Origin of the sequence: Dankookia sp. P2 (assembly GCF_050632255.1) — a bacterium.
Lineage (GTDB): Bacteria > Pseudomonadota > Alphaproteobacteria > Acetobacterales > Acetobacteraceae > Paracraurococcus.
This window is the reverse complement of record NZ_CP192581.1, coordinates 4,360,363-4,381,548: the sequence shown is the minus strand read 5'-3', so window position 1 is coordinate 4,381,548 and position 21,186 is coordinate 4,360,363. Positions and strand designations below refer to the sequence as shown.

Sequence of the window (21,186 nt, the reverse complement as noted above, 5' to 3'; positions counted from 1 at the left end):
CATCCCGCGACTTTCCTCCCCTGAGGAGAACGCCCCATGCGCGACACGCCGGGCCCGGCCACGGGCGACCGCTTCGAGACCGACGTGCCCGCGCGGCTCGACCGGCTGCCCTGGAGCGGCTTCCACTGGCGCGTCGTCGTCGCGCTCGGCATCACCTGGGTGCTGGACGGGCTGGAGGTGACGCTGGTCGGCAGCCTGGCCGGCGCCATCCACCAGAGCCCCTCCCTTGCGCTGACCTCGACCCAGATCGGCCTGACCGCCTCGGCCTACCTGGTCGGCGCCGTGGTGGGCGCGCTCGGCTTCGGCTACCTGGCCGACCGGATCGGCCGGCGGCGGCTCTTCTTCGTCACCCTGATTGTCTACATGCTGTCCAGCATCGCCACCGGATTCGCCTGGGACTTCTGGTCCTTCGCGCTGTTCCGGGCACTGACCGGGGCTGGCATCGGCGGCGAATACGCCGCGGTGAACTCGGCGATCCAGGAACTCATCCCGGCCCGCTACCGCGGCACCACCGATCTCTGCGTCAACGGCACCTTCTGGGGCGGCGCGGCGATCGGCGCGGTGGTCGCGCTGGTGGTGCTGGATCCGGCCATCGTCGATCCCGAGATCGGCTGGCGTGGCGCCTTCGTGGTCGGCGGCGCGCTGTCCCTGGTGGTGCTGCTGCTCCGGCGCCACCTGCCGGAGAGCCCGCGCTGGCTGATGCTGCACGGCAAGCCGGAGGAAGCCGGGCGGATCGTCGGCGAGATCGAGCGCGACGTGGAGGCCGCCAGCGGCCCGCTGCCGCCACCTTCCTACGGCAATGTCGTCCTGCACAAGCGCGGCGCCGCCTCGCTCGGCGACATCTGGAAGACCATGTTCGGCACCCACCGGGACCGCGCGGTGCTCGGCCTGGTGCTGATGTCCTGCCAGGCCTTCTTCTACAACGCGGTCTTCTTCACCTATGCGCTGGTGCTGACCAAGTTCTATGGCATCCCGGCGCACCATGTCGGCTGGTTCATGCTGCCCTTCGCGCTCGGCAACCTCGCCGGGCCGCTGCTGCTGGGCCGGTTCTTCGACACCATCGGCCGCAAGCCGATGATCACCGGAACCTATGCGCTGTCCGGCCTGCTGATGGCCGGGACTGGCCTAGCCTTCGCCGCCGGCTGGCTCTCGGCCTGGGAGCAGACGGCGGCCTGGACGGTGATCTTTTTCTTCGCCTCCGCCGCGGCGTCGGCGGCCTATCTGACGGTCGGCGAGAGCTTCCCGCTGGAGATGCGGGCGATGGCGATCGCGCTGTTCTATGCGATCGGCACTGCCGTCGGCGGCGTGGTCGGCCCGACGCTGTTCGGCTGGCTGATCGAGAGCGGCGAGCGCGGCCACATCATGTGGGGCTACCTGGCCGCGGCGGCGCTGATGCTGGTGGCAGCGGCGACCGAATGGCGGCTTGGCTTCGCCGCCGAGGGCCGGTCGCTGGAGGATGTCTCGACACCGCTTTCGGCCCAAGGGCCGGCAGGCGGCTAGGGAAGGATGTCGGGGGAAGCTGCGGTTGCGGAGCCTGCGGCACCTCCGGTCCTGCAGGCGTCGCCATGCCACCGGTCATTTCATAAGAATCGATGAGCAACGGCCCGATAGGCCCTTCCAAAAGGATTGCAACTCCGGCTCCGGATCCTATAACCAAGATCACAACCGATGGTTGCCAGTTTCTGAAACGGGAAACGTCCGGGATGCGCGACGGCCTGCATGACACGGAATGGGATTGCATCCCGGGCGGATACGACCGCGCTGCGGCCGATTCCGCGCTGGTCGCAACTGCCCCCCGAATCGGCAACCGCAAGCTGCGCCATTGGGTCGTGCTCGCGCTGGTGGCCCTCCTGGTGCCAATGCCGAATCCTCTGCTGTGCGAGGACGGCGCCTCCCGCGGCATCCCACGAGAAGCGATGTTCTCCTTCTCCCCAGTGGAGATCCTGCTGCCGCCCGTCGATGTCTCCCTCGCCAGGCTTTCCGCCGAATCGGCCAGCGCCAGTTGCTGGGTTCAGCAGTTGCGGCCGCAGGGTCCTGGCTGCGCGGAGCCTGCCGCGGCCCGCTGAGTCGCCCCAAGGGTGCCGATTCCCCCGCCCCGTGCTTTACTCGTGCCAAGCATTGGGGCCGCATCGACGATGACCGTTACCCGCCAGGATTTCCGCGACGCCATGGCCCGGCTTGGTGCCGCGGTGAACATCATCACGACCGGCGGGCCGGCCGGGCGCGGCGGCTTCACCGCCAGCGCCGTCTGCAGCGTGACCGACGAGCCACCGACCCTGCTGGTCTGCATGAACCGCGGCGCCACCGCGGCGCCGATCCTCAAGGCGAACGGCACGGTCTGCGTCAACGTCGTCGCCGCGGCGCAGAAGGACACCGCGATGGTCTTCGCCGGGGTGACGAAATGCCCGATGGAGGAACGCTTCCTCGCCGGCAACTGGGCAACCGGTGAGACGGGCGATCCTATGCTGGAAGGCGCGGTTGCGGCCTTCGACTGCCGGGTGACAGAGATCATCGAGAAGGGCACTCACCTCGTGGTCTTCGCCGAGGTCGAGCAGATTCGGCAGGGCAGCGAGGCGGATCACGGGCTGATCTATTTCGGCCGCGACTATCACCCGGTGGGCGCACTGACGGACGGCTGACGCAAGCTGCCGGATCGTCGCCTCACGAAAAAGTTGCCTCTGATCGGTATTTTGTATACGTTCGATTGAGCGCGATGCAATGCAGCACGCGACCACCGGATGAGTATCGCCGATCAATGACCGAATCAGTCTTCTACGCCACCGCCGCCGGCGGCACCGTCGATGCCTCCGCCTTCACGACCCCGGTCGTGTTGCGCGGCACAGACGGCGATGACCGCCTGATCGGGGGCACGGGCGCCGATCGCCTTGCCGGGGGCCTGGGCCATAACGAGATCATCGCCGGGGCCGGCAACGACCAGATCCACACCGTGCTGTCCCCCTTGGCGCATGACAGCATTGATGGCGGGGCCGGCACCGATTCGCTCTACATCGCGCTGACCAGCGACCAGTACACGCCCAGCGTGCGGCTGGCGCTCTCGGACCTGAAGACCTTCATCACCTCGACCGTCGTCGAGGATCCGACGGCGCATTTCAGCAACGCCACCCTGCACCTCGACCTGACCGGCGTGGAGCGCGCCTTCATTCGGCTGGACGGCGTGGTGACCGACCTCGCTCATTTCAGCCTGCCGGCGTTTTCCCAGGCGGCGCCGCCGGGTGCCGACGTGACGGTGCGTGCGACCGATGCGCTCTATGACCATGCCGAGAACGTCTCCGGCCTCGGCGCGACCACCCCGGTCGGCATCGATCTCGGAACCGGCACCGGCCGTGCGGTGACGATCTCCGACGTCGTCGGCGAATTCTCCTTCGGCGAGGGCATGATGGCGACCGGGCCGGACGGGTCGGACCTGTTCGCCGGCGCCGGCACCGCGATCAACCCGGCCGCCGGCCTGGCCGAGGCTGGTGGCGCACAGCAACGGCATGCTGGTCGGCGTCTTCCTCGACGGGCATGAGCAGGATGCCGGCCACCACGCCCCGGCGACGCTGGATTTCACCAGCATCGGCGAGAACTTCGCCAGCCTGGCGCCGGCGCTCGACCAGCCCTTCTTCGTCGGCGACGGGCTGGACTCCGCCGGCCATACGCAGGCCTTCCTGGTGCCGGATGCGGCCCGGATCCTGGTGCTCGGCGTGCTGGACGGCACCGGCTTCCACGACGCAGCCGGCGCCTATGCCGACAATTCGGGCTTCGTCACCGCGCATGTCGCGGTGCAGGACAATGTCTGGGCCGGCTAGGCCGGCTTCGCCCGCCGGGGTTCCTCCCCGGCGGGCGCCTCCACTCGCCGAGGAAGACGCCGGCCTTCTTGTGGCTGTCGGTCCGCTGCTCCGCCTCGGCCCAGGTGATCGTCGTGCGGGACTTCAGCCGGGTGAACCACTGCAGCAGCCGGTGCCGCATGGCATCGCGCACGCCGACCAGCGTCCTGTCTTCGCCAAGGTCGTGGAACTCGCCCGGATCCTGTCGCAGGTCGAAGAAGCGCGGCCGCAAGCCGCCGGTCCAGTGAATATATTTCCAGCGATCGGTGCGGACCATCCAGGCCATGTGCTGCCCGGTGGCATAGCCCAACCGCCGCCGCGCGCCACGAAAGGTCCAGTCCAGTTCGCTGACCGCGCAGTCGCGCCAATCCTCGCCCTGGCTGCCGCGCAGCGCCGGCACCAGCGAACGTCCCCTCCACCACATGGCTCGCGGGGTCGAGGCCGAGCGCATCGAGGATGGTGGGCACCACGTCCACCGCCTCGACCAGCCGGGGTCCTCCGTGCCGCGCGTCGCATCCGCCGCCTCGGTCGGGTCGTAGACCAGCATGGGCACGCGCTGGACGCAGTCGTGGAACAGCTCCTTCTCGCCCAGCCAGTGGTCGCCCAGGTAGTCGCCATGGTCGGCGGTGAAGATGACCAGCGTGTCCCGCCAGCGGCCCAGCCGCTCCAGCGTCGCCCAGACCCGGCCGAGGTGGTCGTCGACCTGGCGAATGAGGCCCTGGTAGGTCGGCCGCACCGTCTCGATCGCCACGTCCTGCTGGAAGCTCTGCGCCACCTCCTCATCCTGCCAGGCGCGGAACATGGGATGCGCGCCGGGGCCGCGCTCGGCTTCGTGGCGCTGCACCGGCAGGCAGTGCTCCGGCTTGTACATGGCGTGGTAAGGCGCCGGCGCGATGTAGGGCCAATGCGGCTTCACATAGGACAGATGCAGCACGAAGGGGTCGTCCCCCTGGGCCTCGAGGAATTCGATCGCGCGGTCGGTGGTATAGGCGGTCTCGCTATGCATCTCCGCCACCCGGGCGGGGTAGCGGGCATTGCGCATCTTCCAGCCGGACAGCGGCGTGCCGTCTGGCCCATCCACGGCGATGACGAAATCCGTCCAGGGGTCGCGGCTGGCATAGCCCTTCGACCGCAGCCAGTCGGCATAGGCGCTGTCAGGTTCGCCATGATGGCCGTCATGCCGGTCGACCAGCCGGAACCAGCCCTCCTTCAGCAGGGTGGACAGGTCGTTCTGGCCGTCGAGCGCGAGCCGCCGCATGCCATGCGCGTCTGGCAGGACATGGGTCTTGCCGGCCAGCGCCAGGGTCCGGCCGCTCTCGCGCAGGTGCCAGCCCAGCGTCACCTCCCCCACCGAGAGCGGCACGCGGTTATGGGTCGAGCCATGCGAGGAGACGTAGCGCCCGGTGTAGAAGGACATCCGCGACGGGCCGCAGGATGCCGGACTGCACGAAGGCATAGGGGAAGCGGACGCCGCGCTTCGCCAGGGCATCGATGTTCGGGGTCTGCAGATGCGGGTGGCCGGCGCAGGACAGATGGTCCCAGCGCAGCTGGTCGCACATGACGAACAGGACGTTGCGGATCATCGGCTTTCCCCGGCGCGATCAACCGGCGCGCAGTCTGCCCGCGCCGCGCGCGGCTGGCGAGGCTGAGCGCGATGGAGGCCGAACAGGCGCTGCTGGCGGCGCTGGACCTGGCGCATGCGCCGCCGATGCCGCACCCCCTGGCCCGGCTCCTGCACCGCCACAACGAGGAAGCGGTGGACCGCCGCTTCGCCGCGGCCGCGGTGACCCTGGCGGAGGCGGCTGAGATGATCGCCGCGCTGGCCTGGCGGATGCCGGCCGCGGCGCTGGTGCCGGCCAGGGCCTGGGCGCTCGCCCGGCTGGAACAGCATGGCGCGGTCGGCATCCCGCCTGCCCTGCCGCGGGCCCTGCTGCGCGGCCTCGGCGGGCCCGATGCGGCCGGGCCGGAGACCGCGCTGGGGCGTGCTCAGGCCCGCCAGGCCTTCCGCGAATCGGCCTGGGGGATCGGCCTGGCCCGGGTGCCGCTGCTGCCGCTCGGCCTGCATTGCCTGCGCCCTGGAACCTGCCGGCGCGCTGGGGCTTCCGCAGCGCGCCGCAGGCGATGGAGGCGCTGAACCCCTTTGCGCTGGCCGCGCATCACCTGCCGGTGGTGCTCTCAGCGCTGGAGGAAGGCTGGGCTGGCTATGCCCCGTCCCCGGCGATCCATGCGGTGACCACGCCGAGCGGCCGGCGGCTGCTGCGGCGGAAGGATGGCGGTGCGGTCTGGAACCACCATGCCGGACCGCACTGGGGAGGAGGATGGCCTGGCGTCCCTCCGCCTCGACCTCGAGATCATGGCCCGCCGCTTCGAGCGGGCCTGCGCCGCGCCGGGGATGCCGTTGCGGGTCTTCTTCCTGGTGACCGAGTCGATGCCGGATGCGGCGCTCGCGGCCCAGGTGCTGGGGGCGCTGCGGCGGCGGGTGCGGGAGGGACGGATCGGCCTGTTCCTGCTGCACAACCCGGTCGAGGGCGAGGCAGCAAGGCCGGAGCGGATCGGGCCGGAGGTTGTGTTGCTGCGCGCGCCGCGGCCCCGCCCGGACTATGAGTGGCACCTGCCGGGACATTTCGACAGCCCGGCTGGTTTCGCTTTCGAACACCGCATCGCCGCCGCCCTGCGCGACGCCATTACCGGCTGGCAGGCCTGAGAATTGCGAAGGACCCCGGCGGTGTCCCGCCGAGGCCCTTCCATTGTATCGGGCGTTACCGCCCCGCGTGGCTCAGGAAGCCATCCCCGCAGTGGCGGAGACGATGATCCAGGCCGCGGCTGCGGCGTCCACCTGCGAACAATGAGACACTGGATCACCTCCTTTCAGTTGTTGACGATGGCAGGAAGTTGGGCGCTCGGCCGCCCCGCTTCAAGCTAGATTTCGCTGTAGGCGCCGTTCTTCCACACGTAGAACACATAGTCCGCAACGGTTACGTCGCCCTTCTTGTCGAAGCTGATCGGACCCAGCACGGTCTGCCAGGGGCCGGAAGCCTTCATGGCATCGGCGATCTTCTTCGGGTCGACGCTCTTCAACTTCTCGGCCGCGGCGGCCCAGATCTGCACCGCGGCATAGGTGTAGAGGACATAGCCCTCCGGATCGACGTTCTTCGCCTTGAAGCTCTGCACCACCTTGGCCGCCGCGGGACGGTTGCGCGGGTCGCTCGGGAAGGTCATCAGCGTGCCCTCGCCGGTGGCGCCGGTGATCTGCCAGAAGTCCTTGGTGACCAGGGCGTCGCCGCCGATCATCGTCACCGGCATGCCCTGTTCCTTGGCCTGGCGCAGGATCAGCCCGGCTTCGGTATAGTAGCCTCCGATATACATCACCTCGACCCCGGCCTCCTTCATGCGGGAGACCAGGGCGCTGTAGTCGCGCTCGCCCGGCGTATAGGCGCTGAACAGCACCTCCTTCGTGCCGGCGGCGTTGAGCGACTTCCTGGTCTCCTCGGCCAGGCCCTTTCCGTAGGCCTGATTGTCATGGAGGATGGCGACCTTCTTGCCCGGAAAGGTCTTGGCGATATAGGCGCCGGCCACTTGGCCCTGCTGGTCGTCCCGGCCGCAGACGCGGAAGGTGTTCCAGCTGCCCTCGTCGGTGTATTTCGGATTGGTGCTGGCCGGGCTGATCTGCAGCACGCCTTCCTCGGCATAGACCTTGCTGGCCGGGATCGAGCTGCCCGAGCAATAGTGCCCGGCGACCATCACCACCTTACGGCCTGCCATCTGGTTGGCGACCGAGACCGCCTGCCGCGGGTCGCAAGCGTCGTCGCCGAGTTCCAGCTCGATCTTGCGGCCGAGCACGCCGCCGGCGGCGTTCAGGTCGGCCACCGCCTGCTGGGCGCCGATCTTCATCTGGTCGCCCGCCGCGGCATTGGAGCCGGTGAGCGGCCCGGCGCAGGCGATGCGGATCGGTGCCCCCTGGGCGAAGGCCCCGGTGGTTCCCATGGCCACCGGCAGCGCCGCTGGCGGCCTGGAGGAGCGTCCTGCGCTTGAGCATCCCTGTCTCTCCTTTTGGTTCCGGCCTAGCCCAAATCCGGGCCGGCCACTTGCGGCAGGGTAACGGACCCGGCCGCGTATTGTCAGCCGTGGCCGCCGCCCAGATAGGCGTCGCGGATTTCCGGCCGGGCCAGCAGGGCGCGGCCCGGCCCTTCCATGGTGATCCGGCCGTTCACCAGCACATACCCGCGGTGCGCCAGCCGCAGTGCCTGGTTGGCATTCTGCTCGACCAGCAGCACGGTCAGGCCGGTCTCGGCGTTCAGCAGGCGGATGGCGTCGAAGATCTGCTTCACCACCAGCGGTGCGAGGCCGAGCGAGGGCTCGTCCAGCAGCAGCAGCTTCGGCTTCGACATCAACGCCCGGCCGATGGCCAGCATCTGTTGTTCCCCGCCCGAGAGCGTGCCGCCGCGCTGCCAGAGCCGCTCCTTCAGCCGGGGAAAAAGGGCGAAGGCCTGCTCCATCTGCGCCCCGGGATCCGCTTTGGTCAGCGCCTCGGCGCCCATCAGCAGGTTCTCCCGCACTGTCATGCGCGGGAAGATCCGGCGGCCCTCCGGCGACTGGGCCACGCCGCGGCGCATGATGGCATGGGTCGGCTGCCCCGTGATGTCCTCGCCGGCGAGGTGGATGCGGCCGCCGCGCGGCTTGGGCTGGCCGCAGATGGTCATCAGCAGGGTCGACTTGCCGGCGCCGTTGGCGCCGATCAGCGTGACGATCTCGCCCGGCTGGACCTGCAGCGAGACCTCGTCGAGCGCCTGCACCGCGCCATAGCCGGCGGAGACGCGATCGACCTCGAGGAGCGCGGTGCTCATGCCTCGGGCTCCTCGTCCTCGTCGCCCTCGCCGAGATAGGCGGCGATCACCTTGGGGTCGGCCCGTACGGCGGCGGGCGCGGCATCGGCGATCAGCTTGCCGTGGTCGAGCACCACCACGCGGTCGGAGATGCGCATCACCACGCCCATGTCGTGCTCGATCAGCAACAGGGAGGTGCCCTGGCCACGGATCGCCAGCAGCAGGCGGGCGAGTTCGTCCGATTCGCGCGGGTTGAGCCCGGCGGCGGGCTCGTCGAGGCAGAGCAGCGCAGGTTCGGTGCACATGGCACGCGCGATCTCGAGCCGCCGCTGCGCGCCGTAGGGCAAGGCACCGGCCGGGTCGTCGGCGCGGTCGAGCAGGCTGGTGGCGGAAAGCCAGTGCCGCGCCAGCTCGACCGCCTGGCGTTCCGCCTTCGGGTAGCGCGACAGGCCGAGCACCGCGCCGATCCCGAAGCCGGTCGCCGCCATCAGCTTGACATGCTGCGCCACCAGCAGGTTCTCGAGCGCGGTCATGCCGGGAAACAGCCGGATGTTCTGGAAGGTGCGGGCGACGCCCGCGCGCGCGATGCGGTGACCGGGCAGCAGATGCAGGTCGACCGGCAGCTCGCTCGCCCGGTGCAGCCGGATGGCGCCGCCGGTCGGCCGGTAGAAGCCGGTGATGCAGTTGAATAGCGTGGTCTTGCCGGCGCCGTTCGGGCCGATGACGGCGGTGATCTCGCCGCGCGAGGCGGCGAAGGAGACCCCGGACACGGCGGTCAGCCCGCCGAAGCGCATGGTCAGGTTGGCGACCTCGAGGATCATCTCCCGATGCACGCGGCGGTCGCCGGTCATCCTCCGGGTGAGGCCGTCATCCTCGGCCCGCTGCGGTTCATCGGCCGGCATCACCCGCGCCCCTCGCCGACCAGGTCGCCGCCGATGGCGCGCTTTTCCCCAAGCGCGATGGAGGGGTCCGGGTGCCGACCAGGCCGCGCGGCCGCAGCACCATGATCGCCACCATCGCGCCGCCGAAGACCAGCATCCGCCACTCGTCCAGGCCGCGGAACACCTCGAAGCCGCCGATCATCACCAGCGCCGCGATGGCGACGCCGATCTGGCTGCCGAGGCCGCCGAGGACGACGATCGCCAGGATGATCGCGCTCTCGATGAAGGTGAAGCTCTCGGGGCTGATGAAGGCCTGCCGCGTGGCGAAGAAGGCGCCGGCGAAGCCGCCGAACATGGCGCCCAGCGCGAAGGCGGTCAGCTTCGTCGTGGTGATGTTGATGCCCAGCGCCCGGCAGGCGATCTCGTCCTCGCGCAGCGCCTCCCAGGCGCGGCCGAGCGGCTGGCGGCGCAGCCGCAGCGTGACCCAGTTGGTCAGCAGGGCGAGGGCGAAGATGACGTAGTACAGGAAGATGACCCGGTGGCTCGGCGAGGGCTCGATCCCGAAGAAGCCGGCGAAGCTGCCCTCCCCGCCCGCCATGCTGAAGGGCAGGCCGAAGAAGCTCGGGCGGGGGATGCCGCTGATGCCGTTCGGGCCGTTGGTCAGCTCGGTCCAGTTCAGCAGGACCACGCGGATGATCTCGCCGAAGGCGAGCGTGACGATCGCCAGGTAGTCGCCGCGCAGCCGCAGCACGGGGAAGCCCAGCAGGACGCCCCAGAAGGCGGCGAGAATGCCGGCCAGCGGCAGGCAGATCCAGAAGGACAGGCCGAAATACTGCGCCAGCAGGGCATAGGAATAGGCGCCGATGGCGTAGAAGGCGACGTAGCCGAGGTCGAGCAGCCCGGCCAGGCCGACCACGATGTTCAGCCCCCAGCCGAGCATGACGTAGGTCAGCACCAGGATGCCGATATCGAGCTCGTAGCGGCCGACACCGGGGATGAAGGGCAGCACCAGCGCCGCGGCCAGCAGGGCCGGGGCCAGCAGCTTGCCCAGCCGCTGCAGCCGCGCCGTCCAGGGTCCCGGGGCGGTGCTGGCCCGCAACGCGCGGCGGCCGGCCAGCGTGGTGATCGCCAGCCGCCCGACGAAGACGATGCCGCAGAGCAGCGCGACCTCGAACCAGCGCTGGCGGAGGATGAGGCCGCCCTCCGGTCCCACGTCGGTCCGCAGCCCGACCAGCATGACGAAGAGCCCGAAGGCGACGGCGGCGGCGATCGCCGCGTCGCGGATGGCCTGTACGGGAGTCATACCTTCTCGACCTCCTGCCGGCCGAGCAGCCCGGTGGGCAGGAAGATCAGGGTGACCACCAGGATCGAGAAGGCCGCGACGTCCTTGTACTGCGCGCTGAAATAGGCCGACCAGAAGGTCTCGATCAGGCCGATCAGCAGCCCGCCCAGCACCGCCCCGGGAAGCGAGCCGATGCCGCCCAGCACCGCTGCGGTGAAGGCCTTCACCCCGGCGAGGAAGCCGATATAGAAGTCGATGACCCCGTAGCGGATCATGTAGAGCGTGCCGGCCACGGCCGCAGAGCGCGGCGCCGATGACGAAGGTCAGGCTGATTGTCCGGTCGGTGTCGATTCCCAGCAGCGCCGCCATCTTGCTGTCCTGCTCGCAGGCTCGCATGGCGCGGCCGAGCGGCGTGCGGGTGACAAGAACGGTGAAGACCGCCAGGACGCCGAGAGTGACGGCGATGATCAGCATCTGAATATAGGAGAACTGCACGACGAAGGGACCGTCGCGCATCACCTCCACCCCGCCCGGCACCAGCGTGCCGATCGGCTTGACCCGGGCGCCCTGGCTGACCTGGACATAGTTCTGCAGCACGATGGAGATGCCGATGGCGCTGATCAGTGGCGCCAGCCGGAAGCTGCCCCGCAACGGTCGGTAGGCGACGCGCTCGACCGACCAGCCGTAGAGCGCGGTGAAGGCCATCGAGACCAGCAGGACCAGCAGGATCGCCGCCGGCCCGTCCATCATCCCGCCGAGCTGCAGCAGCAGCACGGTGATGAGCGCGATGAAGGCGCCGATCATGAACACGTCGCCATGGGCGAAGTTGATCATGCCGATGATGCCGTAGACCATGGTGTAGCCCACGGCGATCAGGCCGTAGATCATCCCCAGGCTGATCCCGTTGATCAGCTGCTGCAGCGCATAGGCCATTCTGTCTCCCGGCCAATAAATCCCTGTTGGCGGCCACGCTAGGGCAGGTGGTGCGGGTTGCGAAGGGGGCCAGGGGTAAGCCGGGGGTGTTGCCGCCCCGCCGCGCCCGGGGCGACAATGCCGTCGAGCCCCGAGGAGGAAACCCATGCCAAGTGATACGAGCCTGCCGGCCGACGACGGCCGCGCCGGCCGCCTGCCCCCTTGCCGCCCGAGGCGCTGACCCCGGAACAGCAGCGCATCGTAGAGGGCATCGTCGCCGGCCCGCGCGGCGGGCTGCGCGGCCCCTTCCCGGCCATGCTCCGCAGCCCGGAGGTGGCCGACCGCTTCCAGAAGCTCGGCGAATACTTGCGCTTCGACAGCTCGATCCCGACGGCGCTGAACGAGCTGGCCATCCTGGTCACCGCGCGGGAATGGTCGGCGCAGTACGAATGGTACGCGCACCACCTGCTGGCGATGAAGGCGGGGTTGCCGCCGCATATCGCCGAGGCGGTGGCGGAAGGCCGCAAGCCGGACGGGATGGATGCCGACCAGACCCTGGTCTGGCAATTCTGCACCGAGTTGCACAAGACCAAGCAGGTCTCGGACGCGACCTATGCCGCGGCGAAGGACCGCCTCGGCGAGCGCGGCATCATCGATCTGATCGCGGTCAGCGGCTATTACGTTGCGGTGGCGATGACCCTGAACGTGGCGCAGGTGCCGCTGCCGCCGGGCGTCCCGGTGCCGCTGAAGCCCCTCTAGGCACGGGCGGCGGGGCTTACCGCCGCTCCCTGCCCGGCCTTGGGTAGTTGGCGACCATCTTCTCCGCCAGGTCGTGATAGGCGTCCAGCGCCGCCACGGCCGCGCCGCGGTCGCCCGCCTCGGCCAGGGCGGCGACCCGGTCCAGCCCGCCGCGCAGCGCCGTGTAGTCCAGCGGGACCAGCTTGTGGCGGTCTGGCCTTGCGGCCAGACGCCGCGTGTCGCCCTCGGGGAAGCCGCGCTCCACCCGGCGCATCTCGGCATTCACGGTATCGACCACGAAGCGGGTCAGCGCCGCGTCGCCGCGGACCAGGGTCTGGTCGAGCAGACCGACATAGGTGGCGAGTTCGCCCATCTCCAGCCGGAAGGTCGCGGGCTGGTTCGCATCCTCCGCCGCGCCGGCGGCAGCCAGGAAGGCGAGGATATCGGCCCGCTGGCCAGGCGGCAGGGCGGGCACGTGGCCGGCGACCGCCGCCTCCAGGTCCGGCCAGCGGCCATCATGGCCATAGGGCGCGCTGTCCGCCACGTTCAGCAGCGTCGGCGTGCGGAAGCGTCCCTCGGAGCCGACGTCATGCGCGCGGCCATCGGTGAAGGCGGTGCCGGGGACGTGGCAGGTGGCGCAGGCGCCGGCGAAGGCCGCCTCGCCGCGCGCCTCGGCCGCCGTGGCGCCCGGCGCCAGCCGGCCTTCGCCGGTGATGCGGGCGTTCGGGATGAACTCGAACTCGCCCATGTAGGCGACCAGCGCGTCGAGGATGACCGGCGCCGGCTCCGGCCCGGCAGATTCGTTGACGATCACGTGGCGCGCGAATTCCCGCAGCGAGGCGATGCGGCCGTCCCGCCCATAGGGCGCGAGATAGCGGATGCCGCGCAGGCTCGGGATGTCGACATGGTTCTCGACCCCGTCCTCGGCGCCTGGGTTGAACAGGCTGCCGGTCGGGTCGAGCCCGCCCTTCCGCGCGGAATGGCCGGGGATGTGGAAGTCGGGGTTGGCGTGGCCGTTCACATGGCAGGGATGCAGGACAGCCCGGCCTGCCGCGCCGCCTCCCCATAGAGCAGCGGGGAGGAGAAAGCGGTGTTGCCGAGCGCCACGATGAAGCTCTGCTTCCCGCCCGCGACCTCGCTGCGGAGGATCTGCGCCGGGAAGCGGTCGACGGAGGGGTCGATGCTGGACCCATCGGGCAGCGCCGCCGCGCCCAGCAGCACCGTCGCGGCGCAGACCGCCGCGCGCTTCAGAACTTCCAGGCCCATCCCACCAGCCCCCCGAAATCATTCGCCGCGTCGCCGGCTTCCCGCAGCCGCCGCCAGCCGACCGTCACCGAGGCGCTGCGCAGGATCGGCAGCGGCGCGACGAAATAGAGGTCGTAGGTAACGCTCGCCGTCTGCTGCACCCGCGTGCCGCGCAGGCCCTCGGCCCGGTCCTCGTTGCGGTTCGCCAGGTAGGCATAGGACACCGTCCAGGGCGCCCGGCGCAGGTCCATGCCGGCGGTCAGGTACTCGACCGTGCGGTCGCGGTAGCCATCCGCCTGGTCCTTGTGGACATATTCGGCGAAGGGCGCCGCCTCCAGCCGCTGCGGCAGCGGGACGGTCCAGAAGGCGCCGAAGGACCAGGCCTGCTCGGTCGCCGCCCGGCCCGCCTCCACCGCATCCTGCCCCGGCTTCCGCGCAGCCCAGGAGGCGGTGTAGCCCGCCAGGCCGCGCGGCATCGGGATGCCGTAGCCGGCCAGCGAGGCCACCGTGCCGCCGGAGAAATCGGTGTTGTCCGCGCCGCCGGTGCTGCGCCGGTTGCGCCAGCGCCAGTCGGTGCGGGTCACCTCCTCGCCGGTCACCGGATCGACGCTCGTCCTCGCCTGAGCCCAGCGCGGATTGAAGCCGGAATAGGAGAGCGCGCTGCGATCGGCCTCGAACATCTCGACCTGCAGGTTGTGCGAGCCGATCGCCCGGGTCAGCCCGAGCACATCAGAGGCCCAGAGCCGCGCGCCGACGCCGATCTTTTCCGTCAGCTCGTATTCCCGGCCGAAATCGGTGCCGTAGAGGCCGGGCCCACGATCCCAGGCGCTGCCGAAGCGCGGATGGATCTTGCCGCCGAAGACATCGAGGACGCCGCGGCTCCAGGTCAGGTACAGCTCGTCGGCCCAGAGCGTCTGGTCGCGGAAGACGCTGCCCTTGCCATCCGCGGCGCTGCCGGCCTGTTCCAGCCGAAGCACGCCGTTCACCGCGAAGCCGTAGGGCAGCAGCAGGTAGGCGGCCGCCAGGGATTCGGTGAAGAGGTTGCCGTTGGCCGGCGTGGCCCGGCGCTTGCCGTTGACGTCGAGCTCGAGCGTCGCCTGCACCTCGCCGCCGAAGACGATGTCGTCGCTGCCCCCGCGGGTCTGCGTGCCGGTGCGGTCGGCGACGCCGGGGCCGACATTGCGCATCTGCGCCTGCGCCGAGCCTGCGAGGAGCAGCAACGCGGCCCCGATGCGAAGCGCAGCCTTCACGCCTGCACGCGCGCCGCGATCGCCTGGATCCGATCGGAGCGGCTGCGGACCGAGCTGACGCTGGTCGGCAGCCGGCCGGGCGGCAACAGCTCCGCATAGGCGAGCTTGCGCAGCTCCTCCAGCACCCCGGCCGCCTCCGTCCATTCCGCCGGCGCCCGGCCGGAGGCCTGCTGCTCGGCCACGGTCTGCGTCGCGTAGGCAAGGAAGCCCATGCTGTCGTGGTACTCGACCACGTTGACGATGCGGCCGCGCTCGATGCTCTCGCCGTAGTCGGAGGCGACGTCGTAGACCATCATCGCCACGTGGCTCAGCATGAAGCGGGCATTCGCCAGGCGCTGCGGGTCGACCGCCCGCTTGGCCCGGGCGAGCTTCGGGGCGAGCGCGGTCCAGGCCTCGCCGAAGCGTCCATCGGTGCCGGTATTGCCGCCCTCGGCCCAGGCCTCCATGACCTCCAGCTCGCGCTCGAAACCCGGCGCGCGGCGGGCAGCCAGGCGCGGCTCCAACCAGGTGTAGAGCTCGCGGATCGGGTGGCCGAAATGCGGGACCGCGAGCCGCGCCTGCCCGGCTTCCAGCAGCTTGCGGCCGATGATCAGGTGCCCTTCCAGCAGGCCCAGCTTCTCGAGGAAGTCGGCATCCGCCGCCTCGGGCGTCGAGGCGTCGCGCTGCGGCACCTCGGCGACGCGGCGCAGGCCGCCGCGGCAGATTGGGATGTCGAGGTCGAGCGGCGGGATGGCCGGTGCCGCCATGGCGCGCAGCGCGGCGCTGGCGGCGAGGCCGGCAGGCAGGGCAAGGAGCAAGCGTCGGTTCATGGGGGGCACCGCAGTTGCGAGTTACTCGCAGTTGCGTATCGCAGTCCCGCCTCTGCCGCAACGGTCGCCCATAGACGGATTACAGGGCTGACACCGGCGGCACGCGCCAGTGGACGCGTCTGCAGCCTGCCCAAGCCCCCGCCGGCTGCTGACCACCGGGATTGCAGTCGTCCGGCCGGAACAGCGACATGCAGGATGAAGCCGAATTCATCCGGCAACCAGCCGACCCAGCCTCAGACGAAGGCTGGCTTTTCCGGACTGCCCAGCAGGAAGCGCCCCACCGTCTCAAGGTGCCAGGGCGTCGCCTGCAGGTGCTGGGAAACGCTCATCGCATCGCGGAAGCGCCGCTCGAACTCGTTCGCCTCGAGGATCGCGGTGGTGCCGCCGGCGCGGTAGCAGGCGACGGAGACGTCGGTCGCCTGGCGCATGACGGTGGTGGTGGCGAGACGCAGCGCGATGCGCGTCTCCATCGCCAGCGTGCCCTGCGCCACCGCCTCGGCCCAGGCCTCCCGCACCGTGCCGAGCAGGTACATCCGGCAGCTCACGCAGCGTCGCCTCAAGCTGGGCGATCTCCGACTGCACGCAGTGGTTCTCGGCCATCGGCTGCGCCCCGGCGCGGGCGGTCTTGCCGCGGGCCAGCGCGACGTAGCGGTTCAGCAGCCCGCGGGCGACGCCGAGGGCCGTCGCCGAGAAGCCGGTGGCGTAGCAGAGATGCGAGGTGACGGCGGTGACCGGCCGGTGGTCGGTCCGCCGCTCGAAGCGGTCGCGCACGCAGGCATGGCTATCGGGGATGAACAGATCCTCGACCTCATACACGTCACTGCCGGTGCCGCGCAGGCCGAGCGGATTCCATTCCGGCGTGACCCGCGCCTGGTCGCGCGGGAAGAGCACCGTCACGTCCTCCGGCTTGCCCTCCGGCGAAAGGCGCGGCGTGCCGTCCGGATGGACCGCCGGCATATGCGCGCCCAGCAGCGTGCAGTGCCGGTTGCCGCTGGCGAAGTCCCAGACGCCGGTGACGCGGTAGCCGCCCTCGACGATCACCGCCTTGGCGCGGTTGTGCCGGGCGCCCCAGGCCAGCGCGGCGCGACGGTCGCCGAAGAGGGACTCGACCACCTCCGGCGCCATATAGGCCGAAGCGGTCATGGCCGAGACATTGCCCTGGCAGACGCCCCAGGCGGCGCTGGCATCGCCGATGGCGATCGCCTCGCAGATCTCGGCGAAGTCGGGCAGGGAGATGTCGCCGCCGCCGATCGAGCGCGGCAGCAGCAGCCTGAGGAAGCCGTTGTCGAGCAGCGCCGCGACCACTTCCGGCACCAGCTCCTTGCCCCGCTCGATGGCCGGGCCGGCGGCTTCCAGCAGCGGGATCAGGGCACGGGCGCGGGCGACCGGATCGGCGCCGGACATGGCGACCTGACGTTCCAGCTGCACGGCACCGAGTTCGGCTGCGGCCATGATACGGACCTTCCCTGGGTTTTGCCGGACGCTAGGCACGACGCCCGGCCGCGGTCAAGGCAGTCGACCGACCAAGGCGGCCTGGAGAGCGGCTTCGGCATCGGCCGGCAGCAGCAACCGTTCCGCCACCAGCCGCCCGGCGGCCTCCCGCACCGCCGCCACCCGGGCCTCGGGGGTCGGCCAGCGCGCTTCGAGGGAAGGACGAGGGTCGCCGGCGGCGCGGCGTTCGGCCTCGGTCGCGGCCAAGGGCAGGACGCTGCCCTGCAGCGGGCAGAGCAGCCCGGCGCCGAAGCGCTCCGGCCGCGGATTCCAGGCGGTCCAGGTGGCGCGCGGCGCGGCCAGCGCCGGCTGGCGGATGCCCGCCACCGCCATGCCGTCCGCATCGGCCAGCGGGGCGAAGACCGGGTAGCGGCCGATCTCCCGCGGCGGCAGCACGGCATGATCCAGCACCCCGACCGGGACGTGCATCCCCGTGAAGGGCAGGCCGGGGATCTCCGGCACCGTGCGGGCGGGCGGGACCAGGGTGCCGGCGGCCCGGGTCGGGGTGCGGCTGGCCGGCGGCGCGGTGCCGTCGCGCACCCAGGCCTCCAGCGCCAGCAGCAGGGCGCGTTCCGGCGGCCCGGCATGGGTCGGGTTCACCGGCATGGCGCAGATGTCGAGCCGCCGGACCTTGTCGCCCGGCATGGCGAAATGCGGCGCGCCGGTGATCATGTAGGCGCGCACTCCGCCGGGCAGGTCGAGGTGGTGGCCATCCGCCGGGTCGGTGACGAGCAGGGAGGCATGCGCGCCCCACCACTCGTATTCCGTGTCGGTCTGCATCACCCGCGGGCAGGTGCCGGACAGCGCGCAGCGCTTCAGCAGCCCGTCGCGGGCGCCGGTGAAGGGATCGCGGGTCTCCTGATAGGTGAAGGGGAAAGCATCGGCCGGCCAGGCCGGGTCCTGCAGGTGCCGCGGCGCCTTGTCCGGCCGGGCGAAGCGGGTGTTCATGAAGAGGCGGCGGCTGCCGGCGACATGCGGCATCAGCCCGTCGAAGACCGCGCGGCCGGCGGTATCCTCGTTGAAGCCGAGATAGAGGAAGTCGCGCAGGAAGCGGCCGCTCTGCGAGACGCCGAAGCCGAGGCTGCGCCGCAGCCGGCCGGCCAGCGGGTTCTCCGGGCCTGCCTCGTGCCGCAGGAAGGATGCCACGTCGCGCATCGCGGCGAAGCCGAGCGCCAGCACCGCCGGGTCCTTCGCCATATAGACCAGCTCGTAGAAGGCCGAGGGCCGAAGCCGGCAGGGCGGGTGATCTCGATGCCCGCCGGAGTGAAGCGGAAGCCCATGTCGGCCGGCGACTGGCGGGGGCCGTCCCAGCCCTCCCGCACCGTCAGCCGGGCGTTCGCCTGGTCGGCGGCGGCCCAGTGCAGCGGCATCACCGCCGGGCTGCGGGCATGGTCGAAGACCTGCTCCTCCCGCACCTCCCCGTTACGCCGGCCAGCCGCGGCACCGTGATGCCGAGTTGGCCATCGGCCGGCCTGAAGTCGCCCTGCCAGCCGACCCAGGCCAGGCTGAAGCCGCGCTCGTAGAGGAAGCCGTTGCCGGGATCGCCCTTCCGCTCGTCGTCCGGGGCGTCGTTGAACAGCGGCAGGGCCAGCTTGCGGCCGCGGTTCGGCACCTCGACCAGCAGGGTGCCGTTGCCGCGCGAGGCCTCGGCGGGGCGGAGGATGACGACATCCGCCGTCGCCTCCACCCGCCCCTGCGCGTTGCGCGGCGCCAGTGCGATGTCGGCGATAACCGCGTTGCGCGTGTCGGCCGGATCGACCGCGATGGTCGCCCGGCCGGTGATGCGCTCATAGCGGCCGGCGCTGCCGGATTCGCGGCCGCCGAAGGCCGGCTCGGGCGGGCCGGTCAGCTCGAAGCGGGTGACCTGCGCCTGCGCTGCCAGCGGCAGGTAAAGCGCCAGGACGAGAAGGCGCCGCATGCTCAGCGCCGCAGCCGGGCGAGGGTATCGGCCTCGGCAGCCGCCGTGATCGCCGTCGCGTCCTCCGGCAGCAGCAGGCGTTCCGCCACCAGCCGGGTCGCCGCCGCCCTCACCGCCGCGACATAGGCCGCCGGGGTGGCGTAGCGTTCCTCGAGCGAAGGCCGCGGGTCATTGGCCGCGAGGCGCTCGGCCTTGGTCGCGGCGAAGGGCAGCACCGCGCCGGTATTGTAGCAGAGCGCGCCCGCGGCAAAGCCGGCGGCGCGGGGGTTCCAGCCGGTATAGGTCGCCTTCGGCGCCTCGATCACCGGGCCGCGGACGCCGCCGATTGCATTGCCGTCGGCATCGACCCGGGGCAGCAGCACCGTGTACTCGCCCTTTACCACCGGCGGGACGACGCTGTTGTCCACCAGCTGGGCCGGGCCGAAGGTGCCGCGATAGCCGAGCGCCGGGATCGCCGGGTAGAGGCCCGCGGCCGGCAACAGGGTGCCGGCGCTGCGCATCGGGTAGCGGCTGGCGGGCGGCTCGACGCCCTCGCGCTGCCAAGCCTCCAGCGCCGCCAGCAGGGCCCGCATCGGCGCGCCGGCCTGCAGCGGGTTCACCGGCAGGGCGCAACGGTCGATCCGCTCCGCCACTGCCTGCGCCGCGGCATGGTGCGGGTGGCCGGTCATCATATAGGCGCGGACCTCGGGCGGCAGGTCGAGGTGGTTGCCCTGGGTATCGGTGACGAGCAGCGAGGCGCGGGCGCCCCAGAACTCGTATTCGCTGTCGGTCTGCATGATGCGCGGGCAGGTGTTAGTGGCGCGGCAGCGCTGCAGCAGCCCGTCCCGCTTGCCGGTCAGGTGATCCTCGGTGGTCGCATAGGTGAAGGGGAACTGGTCGGCGGGGTAGTGCCGGTCGCCATGCGGGGTCGGGTTGCGGCCGGGCTGGGCGAAGCGGGCATTGGTGAAGCTGCGCCGCGTGCCCGGGATATGCGCCAGCATCGCGCCATAGACCTGGCGGCCCCGCTCATCCTCGTTGAACCCCAGGTACAGGTAGTCCCGCACGAAGCGGCCGGACTGGGAGACGCCGGCCAGCACCGCCTGGTCTACCGTACCGCGCTGCCCGGCGGCGAGCGGGTTGGCCGGCCCCTTCTCCCAGCGCAGGAAGGCGCCGATATCGCGGAAGGCGGCGAAGGCCATGCCCTGCACCACCGGGTCCTTCGCGGTGTAGATCAGCTCGTAAAGCGCCCCGGCATCGAAGCCGGCGGGGCGGGTGATCTCGACGTGCTGCGGGTCGAGGAAGCGGAAGGACAGGCCCGGCGGGGTCTGCCGCGCGTCGCCGGCCTGGGCGCGGATGGTCAGCGTCGCGCCCTCGGTCGCCGCGGCCGGATAGGTCAGCGGCACGGTCACCGGGCTGCGGGTATGGTCGAAGAGGAACTCCTCGCGCGACGGGCCGGTCACGTTCGGCACCACCGGCGCCGCCAGCCGCATCCCCTGCCCCGGCGCGATATCGGCCTGCCAGCCGATCCAGGCGAGGGTATAGCCCTGCCGCATCAGGTGGCCGTTGCCCGGATCGGTCCCGCCCGAGAGCAGGTTCGCCCCCGGCGCGTCGTTCATCAGCTGGCCGATGATCTCCCGGCCGCGGTTCGGCACTTCCAGCAGCAGCGTGCCGTTGCCGCGGGCGGACTCGGCCGGGCGGAGGATGACGATATCCGCGGTCGCCTCGACCTTGCCTTGCGCATTGCGCGGGGCGAGCGCCAGGTCGGCGATGATCGCGTTGCGCGCATCGGCGGGGTCGAGGGCGATGGTGGCCTTCGCCACGATCCGCTCGTAGCGGCCGGCCGGGCCGAATTCCTGGCCGCCGAAGGCCGGAGCAGCGGCACCCTGCAATTCGAAACGGGTCACCTCGGCCTGGGCCGGGGCGGCGGCGAGCAACCCGGCGGCCAACAGGCCCGCGGTGCGGTAGCGCATGCGTGATTCCTCCTATTGCCCGCCAGCCCTAGCCCAGCCCGGCCGTTACGCCAGCCGGGCC

Annotated in this window: 22 protein-coding genes and 1 pseudogene; 8 read left to right on the top strand and 15 right to left on the bottom strand. The window is 70.9% G+C overall.

All coding sequences use genetic code 11. The features are described 5' to 3' along the window. Positions 1–36: 36 nt before the first annotated feature. The 5 genes from ACQ86J_RS25940 (at position 37) to ACQ86J_RS25920 (ending at position 3,809) form a co-directional block, all read left to right on the top strand. Entirely contained in the window at positions 37–1,500 is a 1,464-nt protein-coding gene (locus ACQ86J_RS25940) for an MFS transporter (RefSeq protein ID WP_431267805.1), read from the top strand. A 203-nt stretch (positions 1,501–1,703) separates the two neighbouring features. Continuing rightward, complete coding sequence (locus ACQ86J_RS25935) at positions 1,704–2,066, top strand: hypothetical protein (RefSeq protein WP_431267804.1); 363 nt, start codon at positions 1,704–1,706, stop codon at positions 2,064–2,066. Between the two features lie 69 nt (positions 2,067–2,135). Then, positions 2,136–2,639 carry a flavin reductase gene (locus ACQ86J_RS25930; protein ID WP_431267803.1) on the top strand — a complete coding sequence of 168 codons (504 nt, stop codon included), beginning with the start codon at positions 2,136–2,138 and terminating at the stop codon, positions 2,637–2,639. A gap of 116 nt (positions 2,640–2,755) precedes the next feature. Then, on the top strand, positions 2,756–3,529 hold the full coding sequence (locus tag ACQ86J_RS25925; protein ID WP_431267802.1) for a hypothetical protein: 774 nt from the start codon (positions 2,756–2,758) through the stop codon (positions 3,527–3,529). Continuing rightward, positions 3,498–3,809 (top strand): hypothetical protein, encoded by a 312-nt coding sequence (locus ACQ86J_RS25920; protein ID WP_431267801.1) that lies wholly within the window; start codon positions 3,498–3,500, stop codon positions 3,807–3,809. Before ACQ86J_RS25925 ends, ACQ86J_RS25920 begins: the two co-directional genes overlap by 32 nt. Here the strand turns inward: ACQ86J_RS25920 and ACQ86J_RS25915 are convergent. After that, positions 3,766–5,244: a sulfatase-like hydrolase/transferase gene (locus ACQ86J_RS25915; RefSeq protein WP_431267800.1), complete on the bottom strand. Its 1,479-nt coding sequence runs from the start codon at positions 5,242–5,244 to the stop codon at positions 3,766–3,768. The genes ACQ86J_RS25920 and ACQ86J_RS25915 overlap by 44 nt on opposite strands. Further along, positions 5,195–5,410 (bottom strand): sulfatase-like hydrolase/transferase, encoded by a 216-nt coding sequence (locus ACQ86J_RS25910; protein ID WP_431267799.1) that lies wholly within the window; start codon positions 5,408–5,410, stop codon positions 5,195–5,197. Before ACQ86J_RS25910 ends, ACQ86J_RS25915 begins: the two co-directional genes overlap by 50 nt. A 71-nt stretch (positions 5,411–5,481) precedes the next feature. On the opposite strand from ACQ86J_RS25910, the gene ACQ86J_RS25905 reads away from it, so the two are divergent. Then, the gene (locus tag ACQ86J_RS25905; protein WP_431267798.1) at positions 5,482–5,961 is read left to right on the top strand and encodes a hypothetical protein; all 480 of its coding nucleotides are present in this window, start codon (positions 5,482–5,484) and stop codon (positions 5,959–5,961) included. A 159-nt stretch (positions 5,962–6,120) separates the two neighbouring features. Further along, positions 6,121–6,531 (top strand): hypothetical protein, encoded by a 411-nt coding sequence (locus ACQ86J_RS25900; protein WP_431267797.1) that lies wholly within the window; start codon positions 6,121–6,123, stop codon positions 6,529–6,531. Positions 6,532–6,746: 215 nt separating this feature from the next. Here the strand turns inward: ACQ86J_RS25900 and ACQ86J_RS25895 are convergent, their stop codons facing one another. The 4 genes from ACQ86J_RS25895 to livM form a co-directional block, all read right to left on the bottom strand. Next, positions 6,747–7,811, bottom strand: a complete 1,065-nt coding sequence (locus ACQ86J_RS25895) for a branched-chain amino acid ABC transporter substrate-binding protein (RefSeq protein ID WP_431267796.1) — start codon at positions 7,809–7,811, stop codon at positions 6,747–6,749. Positions 7,812–7,945: 134 nt separating this feature from the next. Continuing rightward, complete coding sequence (locus tag ACQ86J_RS25890) at positions 7,946–8,671, bottom strand: ABC transporter ATP-binding protein (protein WP_431267795.1); 726 nt, start codon at positions 8,669–8,671, stop codon at positions 7,946–7,948. Next, positions 8,668–9,552, bottom strand: a complete 885-nt coding sequence (locus ACQ86J_RS25885) for an ABC transporter ATP-binding protein (protein WP_431267794.1) — start codon at positions 9,550–9,552, stop codon at positions 8,668–8,670. The genes ACQ86J_RS25890 and ACQ86J_RS25885 overlap by 4 nt, the downstream gene beginning before the upstream one ends. Further along, positions 9,539–11,746, bottom strand: coding sequence for a high-affinity branched-chain amino acid ABC transporter permease LivM (livM, locus tag ACQ86J_RS25880; RefSeq protein WP_431267793.1), 2,208 nt, complete (start codon positions 11,744–11,746; stop codon positions 9,539–9,541). Before livM ends, ACQ86J_RS25885 begins: the two co-directional genes overlap by 14 nt. 201 nt (positions 11,747–11,947) lie before the next feature. Here livM and ACQ86J_RS25875 point away from each other — a divergent pair, with 201 nt between their 5' ends. Beyond that, positions 11,948–12,484 carry a carboxymuconolactone decarboxylase family protein gene (locus tag ACQ86J_RS25875; protein WP_431267792.1) on the top strand — a complete coding sequence of 179 codons (537 nt, stop codon included), beginning with the start codon at positions 11,948–11,950 and terminating at the stop codon, positions 12,482–12,484. A 16-nt stretch (positions 12,485–12,500) separates the two neighbouring features. On the opposite strand, the gene ACQ86J_RS25870 is transcribed toward ACQ86J_RS25875, so the two are convergent. The 9 genes and pseudogenes from ACQ86J_RS25870 to ACQ86J_RS25830 all read right to left on the bottom strand — a co-directional run bounded on the left by ACQ86J_RS25870 (position 12,501) and on the right by ACQ86J_RS25830 (position 21,125). Further along, positions 12,501–13,484: a cytochrome c peroxidase gene (locus ACQ86J_RS25870; protein WP_431267791.1), complete on the bottom strand. Its 984-nt coding sequence runs from the start codon at positions 13,482–13,484 to the stop codon at positions 12,501–12,503. Beyond that, positions 13,481–13,729, bottom strand: a complete 249-nt coding sequence (locus ACQ86J_RS25865; RefSeq protein WP_431267790.1) for a hypothetical protein — start codon at positions 13,727–13,729, stop codon at positions 13,481–13,483. The genes ACQ86J_RS25870 and ACQ86J_RS25865 overlap by 4 nt, the downstream gene beginning before the upstream one ends. Continuing rightward, the gene (locus tag ACQ86J_RS25860; RefSeq protein WP_431267789.1) at positions 13,711–14,928 is read right to left on the bottom strand and encodes a hypothetical protein; all 1,218 of its coding nucleotides are present in this window, start codon (positions 14,926–14,928) and stop codon (positions 13,711–13,713) included. Before ACQ86J_RS25860 ends, ACQ86J_RS25865 begins: the two co-directional genes overlap by 19 nt. A 26-nt stretch (positions 14,929–14,954) precedes the next feature. Then, complete coding sequence (locus ACQ86J_RS25855; RefSeq protein WP_431267788.1) at positions 14,955–15,767, bottom strand: hypothetical protein; 813 nt, start codon at positions 15,765–15,767, stop codon at positions 14,955–14,957. 233 nt (positions 15,768–16,000) lie between these two features. Next, complete coding sequence (locus ACQ86J_RS25850; RefSeq protein ID WP_431267787.1) at positions 16,001–16,300, bottom strand: hypothetical protein; 300 nt, start codon at positions 16,298–16,300, stop codon at positions 16,001–16,003. 73 nt (positions 16,301–16,373) lie between these two features. Next, a pseudogene (locus tag ACQ86J_RS25845) lies at positions 16,374–16,724 on the bottom strand (hypothetical protein); the annotation flags it as partial. 549 nt (positions 16,725–17,273) lie between these two features. Further along, positions 17,274–18,455 carry an alpha/beta hydrolase domain-containing protein gene (locus ACQ86J_RS25840; RefSeq protein WP_431267786.1) on the bottom strand — a complete coding sequence of 394 codons (1,182 nt, stop codon included), beginning with the start codon at positions 18,453–18,455 and terminating at the stop codon, positions 17,274–17,276. A 172-nt stretch (positions 18,456–18,627) separates the two neighbouring features. Next, entirely contained in the window at positions 18,628–19,176 is a 549-nt protein-coding gene (locus ACQ86J_RS25835) for a hypothetical protein (protein ID WP_431267785.1), read from the bottom strand. Between the two features lie 2 nt (positions 19,177–19,178). Then, positions 19,179–21,125 carry an alpha/beta hydrolase domain-containing protein gene (locus ACQ86J_RS25830; RefSeq protein WP_431267784.1) on the bottom strand — a complete coding sequence of 649 codons (1,947 nt, stop codon included), beginning with the start codon at positions 21,123–21,125 and terminating at the stop codon, positions 19,179–19,181. Positions 21,126–21,186 lie beyond the last annotated feature (61 nt).

Excerpts from the sequence above, each read along its gene's own strand:
- ACQ86J_RS25940 (WP_431267805.1), top strand. The coding sequence starts at position 37 with ATGCGCGACACGCCGGGCCCGGCCACGGGCGACCGCTTCGAGACCGAC.
- ACQ86J_RS25935 (WP_431267804.1), top strand. The coding sequence starts at position 1,704 with ATGCGCGACGGCCTGCATGACACGGAATGGGATTGCATCCCGGGCGGA.
- ACQ86J_RS25930 (WP_431267803.1), top strand. The coding sequence starts at position 2,136 with ATGACCGTTACCCGCCAGGATTTCCGCGACGCCATGGCCCGGCTTGGT.
- ACQ86J_RS25925 (WP_431267802.1), top strand. The coding sequence starts at position 2,756 with ATGACCGAATCAGTCTTCTACGCCACCGCCGCCGGCGGCACCGTCGAT.
- ACQ86J_RS25920 (WP_431267801.1), top strand. The coding sequence starts at position 3,498 with ATGCTGGTCGGCGTCTTCCTCGACGGGCATGAGCAGGATGCCGGCCAC.
- ACQ86J_RS25915 (WP_431267800.1), bottom strand. The coding sequence starts at position 5,244 with ATGTCCTTCTACACCGGGCGCTACGTCTCCTCGCATGGCTCGACCCAT.
- ACQ86J_RS25910 (WP_431267799.1), bottom strand. The coding sequence starts at position 5,410 with ATGATCCGCAACGTCCTGTTCGTCATGTGCGACCAGCTGCGCTGGGAC.
- ACQ86J_RS25905 (WP_431267798.1), top strand. The coding sequence starts at position 5,482 with ATGGAGGCCGAACAGGCGCTGCTGGCGGCGCTGGACCTGGCGCATGCG.
- ACQ86J_RS25900 (WP_431267797.1), top strand. The coding sequence starts at position 6,121 with ATGCCGGACCGCACTGGGGAGGAGGATGGCCTGGCGTCCCTCCGCCTC.
- ACQ86J_RS25895 (WP_431267796.1), bottom strand. The coding sequence starts at position 7,811 with ATGGGAACCACCGGGGCCTTCGCCCAGGGGGCACCGATCCGCATCGCC.
- ACQ86J_RS25890 (WP_431267795.1), bottom strand. The coding sequence starts at position 8,671 with ATGAGCACCGCGCTCCTCGAGGTCGATCGCGTCTCCGCCGGCTATGGC.
- ACQ86J_RS25885 (WP_431267794.1), bottom strand. The coding sequence starts at position 9,552 with ATGCCGGCCGATGAACCGCAGCGGGCCGAGGATGACGGCCTCACCCGG.
- livM (WP_431267793.1), bottom strand. The coding sequence starts at position 11,746 with ATGGCCTATGCGCTGCAGCAGCTGATCAACGGGATCAGCCTGGGGATG.
- ACQ86J_RS25865 (WP_431267790.1), bottom strand. The coding sequence starts at position 13,729 with ATGGGCCTGGAAGTTCTGAAGCGCGCGGCGGTCTGCGCCGCGACGGTG.
- ACQ86J_RS25855 (WP_431267788.1), bottom strand. The coding sequence starts at position 15,767 with ATGAACCGACGCTTGCTCCTTGCCCTGCCTGCCGGCCTCGCCGCCAGC.
- ACQ86J_RS25850 (WP_431267787.1), bottom strand. The coding sequence starts at position 16,300 with ATGTACCTGCTCGGCACGGTGCGGGAGGCCTGGGCCGAGGCGGTGGCG.
- ACQ86J_RS25840 (WP_431267786.1), bottom strand. The coding sequence starts at position 18,455 with ATGGCGAAGGACCCGGCGGTGCTGGCGCTCGGCTTCGCCGCGATGCGC.
- ACQ86J_RS25835 (WP_431267785.1), bottom strand. The coding sequence starts at position 19,176 with ATGCGGCGCCTTCTCGTCCTGGCGCTTTACCTGCCGCTGGCAGCGCAG.
- ACQ86J_RS25830 (WP_431267784.1), bottom strand. The coding sequence starts at position 21,125 with ATGCGCTACCGCACCGCGGGCCTGTTGGCCGCCGGGTTGCTCGCCGCC.